Below are 12,029 nucleotides of genomic sequence, written 5' to 3' on the forward strand. Positions count from 1 at the left end.
CTGAATGGTATGCGCAGGAGTATGTGAAATTGCACATATATCAAATATGCATATAAGCAAATAGATACTCTGTAGTTTGTAATAAGCGTTAAGTTTATTACGATTCACCTTACTTTGTGTGAGGTCATATGACACTTTCTTATATAGCGTCCGGTTTTGCGGTCGGACTCCTGGTCGGATTGACCGGCGTGGGTGGCGGTTCGTTGATGACGCCGATGCTGACGCTGCTATTCGGCGTCGCCCCCACCACTGCGGTCGGTACCGATCTCGCATTCGCATCGATCACCAAGGGCGTAGGCACCTTTACCCACCGGGTGCGCGGCACCGTCAATTGGCAAATCGTGCGACGCCTCTGCGTCGGCGCATTGCCGGCAGCCGTGCTGGCCACTCTGGCGCTGAAATCGTATGGCGCACTCGACAAGGAAATTGGCCAGATCATCCGTTACTCGATCGCTGGCTCGGTATTACTGACAGTGATCGCCTTGCTGTTCAAGGCTAAAATGCTGGCCTGGATCAATGCCCATCCCAGCCGCCAATTGCAGGGCAACGCATTAGTGTATGCCACAGTCGTGGCCGGTGCATTGCTCGGTACGCTGGTAACCATTTCCTCCATCGGCGCCGGCGCGATCGGCGCGACCCTGCTGGTAATGCTGTATCCAAAACTGACTTCCGCCGAAGTTGCGGGCACCGATATCGCCTATGCGGTCCCGCTGACCGCAATCGCGGCTTTCGGCCACTGGTGGCTTGGATCTATTAACTGGGCGTTGCTCGCTACCCTGCTGCTGGGTTCGGTACCGGGCATCACGATCGGCTCATGGGCCGCGCGCGCGGTACCGGAAAAATTTCTACGCGGCCTGTTGGCAATGACACTCACCGGCGTGGCAGCGAAATTGATTTATTAAGGACTAATAATGTACCAATACGATCAATACGACCATTTGATTGCCAAGGAGCGCATCGCGCAATATCGCGACCAGGTGCGCCGCCGTCTGAGCAACGAATTGACCGAAGAGGAATTCCTGCCGCTGCGTCTGCAAAATGGCCTGTACCTGCAGCGCCACGCCTATATGCTGCGCATCGCAGTGCCCTACGGCCTGCTGTCGACCAAACAGATGCGCATGTTTGCTTACATCGCGCGCAACTACGACCGTGGCTACGGCCACTTCACGACACGCCAGAACATCCAGTTCAACTGGATTGATCTGGAACAGACGCCGGACATTTTGCAGCATCTGGCATCGGTCGAAATGCACGCCAACCAGACCTCTGGTAATTGCATCCGCAATATCACCTCCGATGAATTTGCCGGCGTCGCGGTGGACGAGATCATCGATCCGCGTCCGTACGCTGAAATCCTGCGCCAATGGAGCACCTTCCATCCCGAATTCGCCTACCTGCCACGCAAATTCAAGATTGCGATCAATGGTTCAGTGGAAGATCGTGCAGCGATCGCCGTGCATGACATCGGCCTGACCGTGGTGCATAACGCCAGCGGCGAAGTGGGATTTCGCGTCATGGTCGGCGGCGGCATGGGGCGTACGCCGATTCTGGGCAGCGTGATCCGCGAGTTCCTGCCATGGCAGCACATGATGACCTATATCGAAGCCATCATGCGCGTCTACAACCAGTACGGCCGTCGCGACAACAAATACAAGGCACGCATCAAGATCTTGGTGAAGGCGATCGGCGCCGAGGAATTCGCGCGCCAGGTTGAACAGGAATGGCTGGACCTGAAGGACAGCCCCAGCACCCTGACGGCCGAGGAATTGAATCGGGTCGCCGACTACTTCACGCCGCATGCCTATGAGACCCTGCCCGCCGTTGACGCTGCGTTTGAAGCGCACAAGGCCGAGAACAAGGCATTCACTAACTGGCTCAAGCGCAATGTCAAACCACACAAGGTGCCAGGCTACGCAATCGTCGTGTTGTCGCTCAAGAAGGTCGGCGTCGCTCCCGGTGATGCCACCGCCGAGCAAATCGATTTCGTCGCCGATCTGGCCGACCGCTACAGCTTCGGCCAGTTGCGCGTGACGCACGAACAGAACCTGGTACTGGCCGACATCAGGCAATCGGACCTGTTTGCGGTATGGCAGGAAGCCAAGGCACAGGGGCTGGCCACACCAAACATCGGTCTGATCACGGACATCATCTGCTGCCCGGGCGGCGACTTTTGCTCGCTGGCCAACGCTAAATCGATCCCGATCGCGCAGGCGATTGCCGAGCGGTTCGATGACCTCGACTATCAGCACGACATTGGCGAGATGGAACTGAATATCTCCGGCTGCATCAACGCCTGCGGCCATCACCACGTCGGCAATATCGGCGTGCTCGGCGTCGACAAGGACGGTAGCGAGTGGTATCAGGTGTCGATCGGCGGCGCGCAAGGCAATGAATCGAGCGTCGGCAAGATCATCGGGCCGTCGTTCTCGGCCACCCAGATGCCGGAAGTCGTCGAGCGCATCGTCAAAGTCTATCTGCGCGACCGGATCGAGGGCGAGCGCTTCATCGACACGACCCGCCGCCTCGGCATCACGCCATTCAAGGATGCGGTGTACGCGACGTCCATCAAGTCTGACGCGCTCAGGGGTGAGGATGCATATGCCTGATTCAGTGACCAAATAGTGACCAAACTACCCAACCAGATGCCTAACCAAATGCAAAAGCAAATCATCAAGAACAAGGCTGTCGTCGGCGACGACTGGACCCTATTGCGGCTGGCCGAAGGCGATAGCGCCGAGAGCGTCGCGATCCCGGCAGGCAAGGTGATCGTGCCGCTGACGGTATGGCAGGCGCAGGCGGCGGCCCTGCAGGGTCGCATCGCGGCCGGTGAACTGGGGCTATGGTTCGCCAGCGACGAGCGGCCGGAAGTACTGACCGGTGAAGTGGCGAAATTCGCCGTGATCGCGGTCGATTTTCCGAAATTCTCCGACGGCCGAGGTTATTCGATCGCCTACAATCTGCGCGCCCGACTCGGCTACACTGGCGAGTTGCGGGCGATCGGCGACGTGCTGCGCGACCAGATGTTTTATATGCAGCGCGTTGGTTTCGATGCCTTCGAGCCGCGCGCCGACCGCAATATCCACGATGCGCTGAAAGGCCTGAGCGATTTCTCGGAAGAATATCAGACCTCATGGGACCAGAAATCACCGCTGTTCCGCCGCGTCCAGCGCGCTGGAGTCGCGCGATGAGCGACGGACATCATGATTTCGATGCTCTGCTGGCATCCACCAGGGCGACCCTGACGCGGATTTCCAGCGAATTCACACCCGCCGTATTTGCGTCCAGCCTGGCGGCCGAGGACATGGTTTTGACCGACCTGATCCTGCGCAACAAGCTTCCGATCGGCATTTTTTCACTGGAAACCGGACGCCTGCATGCGGAGACGCTGGGCATGATCGAGCGCATCAAGCAGGTCTACGGCTACGACATTGCGCTACACCGCCCAGAGCCGGCGGCAGTCGACGCCTATGTACAGCAACATGGCCTCAACGCGTTCTACGACAGCGTCGACATGCGCAAGGAATGCTGCCGGATTCGCAAGGTGGAACCGCTGAAGCGCGCCCTCGCCGGCAACCAGGCCTGGGTAACCGGGCAAAGGCGCGCCCAGTCCAGCACCCGGGCCGAGCTCGCGATCGAGGAGCATGACGCGGCGCATGGCATGACCAAATTCAATCCGCTGGCCGACTGGTCAGAGGACGATGTGTGGCACTACATCCGCAGCAATGCCGTACCGTACAACCCGCTGCACGACAAAGGCTACCCGTCGATCGGCTGCGAACCCTGCACCCGAGCGATTCAGCCGGGCGAGGATGTGCGCGCCGGCCGTTGGTGGTGGGAAAATCCCGATACCAAGGAATGCGGCTTGCATCTGGTCGATGGCAAGCTCATCAGAATCAAACAGATGTCGGCATAAGCAGAATTAAGCAAGCATAAGCAGCATAACAATCAACATCAGTCGGCATGAGCAAACTATGAATACTGCAGTCGAAACCCCCATCCTGGACCTTGCCAACGGCGGCCTGAATCAGCGCCATCTCGATTGGCTGGAATCGGAAGCGATCCACATCATGCGCGAGGTCGCGGCCGAATGCGCGAATCCGGCGCTGCTGTTCTCTGGCGGCAAGGATTCGGTGGTGCTGCTTCGCATCGCCGAAAAAGCCTTTCGCCCCGGCAAATTCCCGTTCCCGCTGGTGCACATCGACACCGACCATAACTTCCCGGAAGTCATCGAATTCCGCGATCGCCGTGCGGCAGAATTGGGCGAAAGGCTGATCGTGCGCTCGGTCGAGGACTCGATCAAGCGCGGCACCGTGCGCCTGCGCAATCCGGCGACCGATTCACGCAATGCGGCGCAAGCGGTGACGTTGCTGGAGACCATTGCCGAATTCAAATTCGACGCCTGCATCGGCGGCGCCCGTCGGGATGAAGAGAAGGCCCGCGCCAAGGAACGCATCTTCTCGTTCCGCGACGAATTCGGCCAATGGGATCCAAAAGCGCAGCGCCCCGAGTTGTGGGACCTGTACAACACCCGCGTCCACGCTGGCGAAAACATGCGCGTGTTCCCGATTTCGAACTGGACAGAACTCGACATCTGGCAATACATCGAACGCGAAAAGCTGGCATTGCCGCCCATTTATTTCGCCCACGAGCGCCAGGTGATTCCGCGCAACGGATTGCTGGTGCCATTGACCAATCTGACCCCGGCGCGCGAAGGCGAGACGGTCGAAACCCGTGTCGTGCGCTTCCGCACCGTCGGCGATATCTCCTGCACCTGCCCGGTGGCGTCCGACGCTGCGACAGTCGAAGCGATCATCGCTGAGACCGCCATCACCCAGATCACCGAGCGCGGCGCGACGCGGATGGATGACCAGACCTCGGAAGCTTCGATGGAAAAACGTAAGAAAGCAGGGTATTTCTGATGAACGCACAAGTATCACAACAATTTCTGCAAACCGCCGAGCAAGAGCGCGGCCTGCTGCGCTTCATCACCGCCGGGTCGGTTGACGATGGCAAGAGCACGCTGATCGGGCGCCTGCTGTTCGACAGCAAGGGGATCTTCGCCGACCAGCTCGACGCGATGTCGCGCGCCAAGAACAAACGCACCGTCGGCGACACCATCGATCTGTCTCTGCTGACCGACGGGCTGGAAGCCGAACGCGAACAAGGCATCACGATTGACGTGGCGTATCGTTATTTCGCGACACCGAAGCGTAAATTCATCATCGCCGACACCCCTGGCCATGAGCAATACACCCGCAATATGGTGACCGGTGCCTCGACTGCCGATGCGGTGATCATTCTGATCGACGTCTCCAAGGTGAAACTGGGCGATGACGGCAGCGTGGAACTGCTGACTCAGACCAAACGCCACTCGACCATCGCCCATCTGCTGCAGATCGAGCATGTGATCGTCGCCGTCAACAAGATGGACCTGGTCGACTACGATCAAACCGTCTATGACCGCATCGTGCGCGCCTACAGCGAGTTCGCGCAGCAGCTCGGCCTGAAGGACATTCGCCCGATTCCCCTATCGGCACTGGCCGGCGACAACGTAGTCACACTGGGCGAGAATCTGTCCTGGTACCAGGGCCCGACCCTGATCGAGTTGCTGGAATCGCTGTCGGTTTATGACGAGGCGCATGACGAGCCGTTCCGCTTCCCGGTGCAGCTGGTGGCACGTCACAATGGCCATGAAGCCAACGACTTCCGCGGCTACATGGGTCGCATCGAGGCCGGCAAGGTCAGCCAGGGCGACAAACTGGTGGTCCAACCCGGCGGCCATTCCGCCACCGTGAAGGACATCCTGACGCTCGACGGTTCACTGCCTTCTGCTGTCGCGGGCCAATCGGTAACCCTGTTGCTGGACGAACACCTGGACATCTCACGCGGCGACATGCTGGCCTCAAGCGAGCGCGCGCCGACCTTGCTGAAAACGGTTACCGCTGACGTTTGCTGGCTGTCGGAAGAACCGCTCGACCTGCGCCGCAAATACTGGCTCAAGCACACCACCAAGCAGGTCGCGGCACGTGTAACGCGGATTGATACACTGCTCGACATCAATACCCAACAACGACGCCCAGCGGATGGCCTGAAACTGAATGACATTGCACGGGTGTCGATCAATGTCCAGCAACCGCTGGCCGCCGATGCCTATGACATCATCCGCGCCACGGGTGCCTTCATCCTGATCGACGAAGTCACGCACCAGACAGTCGCTGCCGGCATGATCCGCCTCGGCGACGCGCCTCAATAGTGCATTCGAAGGAAATTCGGCATGTCTTTAAGGCAGAGCAAAAGAATCAAGTCTGAGGCCGGCGGCGCAAATGCAGCGCGCGGCAAGGTCTATCTGATTGGCGCCGGACCCGGTGCGGCAGACCTGATCACCCTACGCGGCGCCCGCCTGTTGGCGCAAGCCGATGTGGTGCTGCACGACGCACTGGTGACCGACGAAATGCTGGAACTATGCCCGCAGGCACTGAAGATCCCGGTAGGCAAGCGCTGCGGCAAATTGTCGACTGCGCAACTGTTCATCAATAAGCAGTTGGTTGACTGCGCAAAAAAATACGCATTGGTGGTGCGACTGAAAGGTGGCGATCCGATGCTGTTCGGCCGCGCAGACGAGGAATTACGCGCGCTGGAACTGGCCGGTATCGCGGTCGAAGTGGTGCCCGGCATCACCACCGCGCTGGCGGCCGCGGCCGTCACCAAGCAACCGCTGACCCGGCGCGGCGTTGCTCGCAGCGTCGCCTTCTTCACATCCAGTACCGCTCCGTATCATCAGCAACAAACCACCCTGCCCAACTGCGACACACTGGTGCAATACATGGGCGGACGCGAGGCGGCAGCGACCGCGCGCAATTTGCTGGCTCAGGGCCGTTCACCGGAGCTGCCGGTAATCGTCGTCGAAAATTGCAGTCGCCCGAACCAGCGCATCGTGCAGCTGAACCTGGGCGCGCTGGAACGGGGTCTGGCGCAGGGCACTGGACCGGTGCTGGTGATGATCGGCGAGGCGATGGCGGAGCGAGTGCACCAGGGCTCTACAACGGACGCCGCCAGCGCGCACGTGGACGGGGAACACAGGCACCACCTCGCGACGGCAAGTAGGGGCGCCGGTATCAAACACGCGGCCTGACTGAAGTTGTAACGCGACGCAGGTCGCGCCGACTCAGTTTTTCACCAAACTCCCGATACAGTATTGCGCGATCGCCGCCAACACATCGGCGTCTTCGCCGGCAGCTGCCGCAACCCTGAACGCCATAGCCGGGTAATCCTGCTGCAATTGGGCGACGATGAGCGGCAAGTCGCGTGACACGTGACCACCCTGCCCCAGAAATACCGGCACCACCGTGATTTCATCACAGCCGCACTGCTGCAACTGCGCGGTCAATTCGGGCAATTTGGGTGTCATCAGTTCCAGAAATGCCAGCTCCACTACTGTGTCAGGCAATTGCGTCTGGATGATCTGCCGCAGGCGATGGAACGGTGTCGCCCATTGCGGGTCGCGCGCGCCATGCGCAAACAGCACCAACGCCCGTCGCGGCAAACGGGTCGCCATCAACGCCTGTCCATTCGGCGCAAGGCCATGATCGCCGCCGTCATGAACACCGCGCTCGGCAGGATTGCGGTGATCAGCGGTGGCCAGGTATTGAGCAGCCCGAGATGGGAAAACAGGTCATTGATCAGCTTGAACGAAACGCCGATCATGATCCCGGTGAATATTTTCAGGCTGACGCCGCCACTGCGAAAATGCAGATACGCAAATGGCAAGGCCAACGCCATCATCACGAACACGACAAATGGATAAATCAGTTTTTTCCAGAATGCGATTTCGTAGCGTTCGCTGTCCTGCTTGTTGTCAGTCAGATGCCGCGTGTACAGGGCAAGGTCGTAGGTCGACATGCGATCCGGATCGGCGAACAATACAGACAGGATTTTGGGCGTAATATCCGACACCAGCGGCTTGGTGGGCGCGCTGACCGTCGAAATCGCGGCTGTTATGTCTTGAGTCGAACCTGCCGCTGCGGCGCCGGAAAATCTTGTTTCCGTTACGTCAGACAACTGCCAGATATTGGCCTTCTGATAGTCTGCCTTCTTGGCCGTAATCAACGCGGCCAGCCTAAAATCCTTGTCGAATTCGTACAGCCTGACATCGTTAAGCTGTCCGTTCGGCTTGACTTCCGCTACGTTCACGAAACGAGAACCGACCACTGCACCAGTGACCCCATTGGTCTTGATGATGTCCTTGGTCCACAGACCGGACCGGAACTGCTGCGACATCGCTGCGCCTTGCAGGCTGAATTTCAACTTGGACGCCAACTGGGTCGTCACCGGCGCAACTAATTCACCGAACACAATCGTGATGATCGCGAACACGATGCCGATCTTGGCCAACATCATGCCCGCCGTAAAGGTGGACATGCTGGAGGCACGCATGATCGTGAATTCGGAATGCGAAGCGAACTGCGCCAATGCGAAGATGGTACCGATCAATGCTGCGATCGGCATCAGCTCATAGACATAGTTGGGCAGACCAAGCAGGATGTACAGGAACGCGTGCTGTAATTTGTAGCCGCCCTGCCCGACCGATTCGAGCTCGTCCATTAGCCCGAAGAACGCAAACAGCCCCAGAAACGCGGCCAGTACGAACATGACAGCACGTATGATTTCGGAGGCAAAATATCGTTGCAGGACTGTCATGTCATACCGCCTGACGGGTCTTGGCACCGGATGAATCCGTGCGCTTGATGGCAGCCCACAGTACTAACGGGTGATAACGGCTATTGACCTTCAGTCGCCACAGGAAAAATGCCGCCACAGTCAGCAAACCGATCAGGTGGATCGGCCACCACGCAACCCCAAAGGAGAAACGCCCCTGCTTCACCCAGGCCTGGAAAATGCTGACCATATTAATGTAAGTGACAAACAGCAATAGAGCGATGATCAGGTTGGCGGAACGACCCGAGCGCGGATTGACAAAACCCAGCGGGATTGCGAGCAGCATCAGCGCCATCGCCATCAACGGCAATGCGATGCGCCATAGCAGTTCGCTCATGTTGTAGGCGCTTTTGTGGGTCAGCAGGGCCTTCATCGGCATCGAGCGTGCCGATTTGTCGCCGATCAGTTCCTTCGATTGCGTGCTGACCAGCACACCGTAGCGATCGAATTCCATCATCTCGAAATCGGATTGATTCGGCACGCCGTCATAACGCCGTCCTTTTTGCATCACCAGGAATTTATCCCCGTGGCTATCGGTCTCCAGCGCACCCTCTTTGGCAACAATCACGCTGGTTTTGCCATTTTTCATCGTGTTAACGAATACATTCTGAACCTTGGTCGAATCGCCGGAAATTCCCTCGACAAAGAAGATGCGGTTCGACGAGGATGATTCCTGGAATTTACCGGGGGCGACCCGCGCGATGTCTTCACGCTTCTCGAAACGCTCGCGGAATTCCGCGCTTTGCTGGTTGGCCCATGGCGTCACCATGAAACTGAGCAAGCCGGTCAATACGATGATCGGCAAGCCGAAAGTCAGCACCGGCCGGATCCAGCTCGACAGGCTGAGCCCCGACGCGAACCAGACCACCATTTCGGAATCCTGATAACTTCTGCTTACCACTAGCAAGACAGAAATAAAACCGGTCAAAATCAGGATGATGGGAAGATAATTCAGGGCGGAAAAACCAATCAGCGCAACGACATCGGCCGACGCGACCTTCCCGCCTGCGGCCTGTCCCAGGATTTTGATCAGCATCCAGGTGATGGTAATCGTGAATAGCGTCGTGAAAACGGCGCCGGCGGTGCTAAGTAGTTCGCGGCGTAGCGCGCGCTGAAAAATCATGCGAGGAAATTATTAGGTAAAATGCGTTGCATACCAACAAGGGGGAACAGATGGACTTTAGCATAAAATCATTCGACGCCAAAAGCGCAATCACCTCGGTCAAAGCTGGCTGTATCGCGGTCGGCGTGTTTGAAAACAAAAAATTGACTGCATCAGCCAAAGCACTTGACCACAAAGGTGCGATCAGCGCGGCGGTCAAATCCGGCGACATCAACGGCAAGCCCGGTTCGACGCTGTTGCTGCGCAATCTGGACGGCGTTGCTGCCGAACGCGTATTGCTGGTGGGACTCGGTAGCGAGGATTCGGTCAGCGACAAGAATTTTCTGTCGGCGGCGCAAGCCATTTTGCGCGCCTTCAGTTCGCTCGGCGCCAACGATGGAGTGATTGCACTGCCGTTCGATAGTATCAAGGATCGTGACCTGCATTGGGCCATCGGCAACTGCGTGATCGTCGCGCATGACGGCGCGTACCGCAGCGACAGCCTGAAAAGCAAGAAAGATGCAGCCCCGACTGGTGTCAAGAAGATCGCGTTTGCGGTGCCGGCAGCCAACGCAACCGCCGCAAAACTTACCATCGCGCAGAACCTCGCGATCGCCAACGGCATGGATCTGGCAAAAGACCTAGGCAACCTGCCCGGCAATTTCTGCACGCCGACTCATCTTGCCAATACCGCGAAAAAGCTCGCCAAGGAATATAAATTCGGCGTCGAAATCCTCGACCGCAAGCAAATGGAAGCGCTGAAGATGGGCAGCTTCCTGTCGGTTACCAACGGCAGCGACGAACCACCGAAGTTCATCGTGCTCAAGCATATGGGCGGCAAGGCGAAGGACGCTCCGACCGTGCTGGTCGGCAAGGGCATCACGTTTGACTCCGGCGGCATTTCGCTGAAGCCAGGTGCCAATATGGACGAGATGAAGTACGACATGGGCGGCGCCGCATCGGTACTCGGTACCTTCCGCGCGATCGGTGAAATGAATCTGAAGATGAACGTGATCGGCGTCATCGCGAGCTGCGAGAACATGCCATCCGGCCGCGCCACCAAGCCGGGCGACATCGTGACGTCGATGTCCGGTCTGACCATCGAAGTATTGAATACCGACGCCGAAGGCCGTCTCGTGCTGTGCGATGCGCTGACCTATGTCGAGCGCTTCAAGCCGGCCGCCGTAGTCGATATCGCCACCCTGACCGGTGCTTGCATAGTCGCGCTCGGCCATCACAATTCCGGCCTGTTCACGCGCCACGACGCTGCCCATGACAAGCTCGCCCACGAGCTGCTCAGTGCCGGCAAGGCTTCCGGCGATACTGCATGGCGCATGCCGATTGAAGACAATTATCACGAGCAACTGAAGTCGAACTTTGCGGATCTGGCCAACATCGGCAGCCCCGGCGGCGGCAGCGTCACCGCCGCCTGCTTCCTGGAACGCTTCACCAAGAAATATACCTGGGCTCACCTGGATATCGCCGGCACCGCATGGAAATCCGGCGGCGCTAAAGGTTCCACCGGACGTCCAGTGCCGTTGTTGACGACGTTCCTGATGAATCGCGCAGCAGCAGCCAACTAATTCGGCTTTAATTCATACCCGCTGCACCGATGCGGGTTTCAGCGCATTTCTTGCCTGAGACCCGCGTCTTTCAAGGCCCTCTTATTGCGGCCGTCGAGAAGTGACCCAGATGCCGAAGCAGGACTGATCAATATCAAATGCTAACAACCCCAATGCAGCCAACGATTTACGAGCCTGATACTTGAGCAACGAAATTCCGGCACATGGGTCAAAATTGGATCGGCGGCAACACCTCAACTCGTCTTCTGAATATCCGTGCAACAACGCCGTGCGCTATCCCAAGCCACCATTGTGGGTTTCACCTGCTGCCTTGACCGCGCCAGCCTGCTGTTAACTCCTACCTGGTTTTTCTCGTCTTTGGTTTTCCTCCGTGCCTCTCCGTGGTGATCGTTTTGATGCGGGAAGCGCCCGAGTCGAAGCCAGATGCGACATTCACCCGCTGTATGTACGGTAGCGAACAGACCATCGTTATCGAAAGGCGGATAAGGGGCCAGCGACGAATGACCTCAGCACCGGTTGATCCGATTTTGACCTGGAAAAACCAGACCGGGATTCGCCATCGTCGTGAAACATGTCAAGGGTGAACCCTTGATACAGCGCATCAGCGGCCGCACCCGCAAGGGATCGGC

At 58.2% G+C, this 12,029-nt stretch carries 11 protein-coding genes; 8 read left to right on the plus strand and 3 right to left on the minus strand.

The window, feature by feature from the left end; all coding sequences use genetic code 11:
• Positions 1–128 precede the first annotated feature (128 nt).
• From ACFOFO_RS13715 to cobA, 7 genes are read left to right on the plus strand one after another with little or no spacing between them, the layout of a single operon-like run.
• Entirely contained in the window at positions 129–902 is a 774-nt protein-coding gene (locus ACFOFO_RS13715) for a sulfite exporter TauE/SafE family protein (RefSeq protein WP_390331796.1), read from the plus strand.
• A gap of 9 nt (positions 903–911) precedes the next feature.
• Entirely contained in the window at positions 912–2,606 is a 1,695-nt protein-coding gene (locus ACFOFO_RS13720; protein ID WP_390323460.1) for a nitrite/sulfite reductase, read from the plus strand.
• Between the two features lie 48 nt (positions 2,607–2,654).
• Complete coding sequence (locus ACFOFO_RS13725; RefSeq protein ID WP_390323459.1) at positions 2,655–3,188, plus strand: DUF934 domain-containing protein; 534 nt, start codon at positions 2,655–2,657, stop codon at positions 3,186–3,188.
• Positions 3,185–3,913: a phosphoadenylyl-sulfate reductase gene (locus ACFOFO_RS13730; RefSeq protein WP_390323458.1), complete on the plus strand. Its 729-nt coding sequence runs from the start codon at positions 3,185–3,187 to the stop codon at positions 3,911–3,913. Before ACFOFO_RS13725 ends, ACFOFO_RS13730 begins: the two co-directional genes overlap by 4 nt.
• A 58-nt stretch (positions 3,914–3,971) precedes the next feature.
• Positions 3,972–4,919, plus strand: coding sequence for a sulfate adenylyltransferase subunit CysD (cysD, locus tag ACFOFO_RS13735; protein WP_390323457.1), 948 nt, complete (start codon positions 3,972–3,974; stop codon positions 4,917–4,919).
• Complete coding sequence (locus ACFOFO_RS13740; RefSeq protein ID WP_390323456.1) at positions 4,919–6,253, plus strand: sulfate adenylyltransferase subunit 1; 1,335 nt, start codon at positions 4,919–4,921, stop codon at positions 6,251–6,253. The genes cysD and ACFOFO_RS13740 overlap by 1 nt, the downstream gene beginning before the upstream one ends.
• Before the next feature lie 21 nt (positions 6,254–6,274).
• Complete coding sequence (gene cobA / locus ACFOFO_RS13745; protein ID WP_390323455.1) at positions 6,275–7,132, plus strand: uroporphyrinogen-III C-methyltransferase; 858 nt, start codon at positions 6,275–6,277, stop codon at positions 7,130–7,132.
• A 33-nt stretch (positions 7,133–7,165) separates the two neighbouring features.
• Here the strand turns inward: cobA and ACFOFO_RS13750 are convergent, their stop codons facing one another.
• From ACFOFO_RS13750 to lptF, 3 genes are read right to left on the minus strand one after another with little or no spacing between them, the layout of a single operon-like run.
• The gene (locus ACFOFO_RS13750; protein ID WP_390323454.1) at positions 7,166–7,555 is read right to left on the minus strand and encodes a sirohydrochlorin chelatase; all 390 of its coding nucleotides are present in this window, start codon (positions 7,553–7,555) and stop codon (positions 7,166–7,168) included.
• The gene (gene lptG / locus ACFOFO_RS13755; protein WP_390323453.1) at positions 7,555–8,697 is read right to left on the minus strand and encodes an LPS export ABC transporter permease LptG; all 1,143 of its coding nucleotides are present in this window, start codon (positions 8,695–8,697) and stop codon (positions 7,555–7,557) included. The genes ACFOFO_RS13750 and lptG overlap by 1 nt, the downstream gene beginning before the upstream one ends.
• Before the next feature lies 1 nt (position 8,698).
• Positions 8,699–9,838: an LPS export ABC transporter permease LptF gene (lptF, locus tag ACFOFO_RS13760; protein WP_390331797.1), complete on the minus strand. Its 1,140-nt coding sequence runs from the start codon at positions 9,836–9,838 to the stop codon at positions 8,699–8,701.
• Between the two features lie 50 nt (positions 9,839–9,888).
• Here lptF and ACFOFO_RS13765 point away from each other — a divergent pair, with 50 nt between their 5' ends.
• Positions 9,889–11,400: a leucyl aminopeptidase gene (locus ACFOFO_RS13765; RefSeq protein WP_390323452.1), complete on the plus strand. Its 1,512-nt coding sequence runs from the start codon at positions 9,889–9,891 to the stop codon at positions 11,398–11,400.
• The last annotated feature ends 629 nt before the right edge of the window (positions 11,401–12,029 follow it).

It is taken from the genome of Pseudundibacterium arcticum (assembly GCF_042646465.1).
Classification (GTDB): Bacteria; Pseudomonadota; Gammaproteobacteria; order Burkholderiales; family Burkholderiaceae_D; genus Undibacterium_A; species Undibacterium_A arcticum.

Excerpts from the sequence above, each read along its gene's own strand:
- ACFOFO_RS13715 (WP_390331796.1), top strand. The coding sequence starts at position 129 with ATGACACTTTCTTATATAGCGTCCGGTTTTGCGGTCGGACTCCTGGTC.
- ACFOFO_RS13720 (WP_390323460.1), top strand. The coding sequence starts at position 912 with ATGTACCAATACGATCAATACGACCATTTGATTGCCAAGGAGCGCATC.
- ACFOFO_RS13725 (WP_390323459.1), top strand. The coding sequence starts at position 2,655 with ATGCAAAAGCAAATCATCAAGAACAAGGCTGTCGTCGGCGACGACTGG.
- ACFOFO_RS13730 (WP_390323458.1), top strand. The coding sequence starts at position 3,185 with ATGAGCGACGGACATCATGATTTCGATGCTCTGCTGGCATCCACCAGG.
- cysD (WP_390323457.1), top strand. The coding sequence starts at position 3,972 with ATGAATACTGCAGTCGAAACCCCCATCCTGGACCTTGCCAACGGCGGC.
- ACFOFO_RS13740 (WP_390323456.1), top strand. The coding sequence starts at position 4,919 with ATGAACGCACAAGTATCACAACAATTTCTGCAAACCGCCGAGCAAGAG.
- cobA (WP_390323455.1), top strand. The coding sequence starts at position 6,275 with ATGTCTTTAAGGCAGAGCAAAAGAATCAAGTCTGAGGCCGGCGGCGCA.
- ACFOFO_RS13750 (WP_390323454.1), bottom strand. The coding sequence starts at position 7,555 with ATGGCGACCCGTTTGCCGCGACGGGCGTTGGTGCTGTTTGCGCATGGC.
- lptG (WP_390323453.1), bottom strand. The coding sequence starts at position 8,697 with ATGACAGTCCTGCAACGATATTTTGCCTCCGAAATCATACGTGCTGTC.
- lptF (WP_390331797.1), bottom strand. The coding sequence starts at position 9,838 with ATGATTTTTCAGCGCGCGCTACGCCGCGAACTACTTAGCACCGCCGGC.
- ACFOFO_RS13765 (WP_390323452.1), top strand. The coding sequence starts at position 9,889 with ATGGACTTTAGCATAAAATCATTCGACGCCAAAAGCGCAATCACCTCG.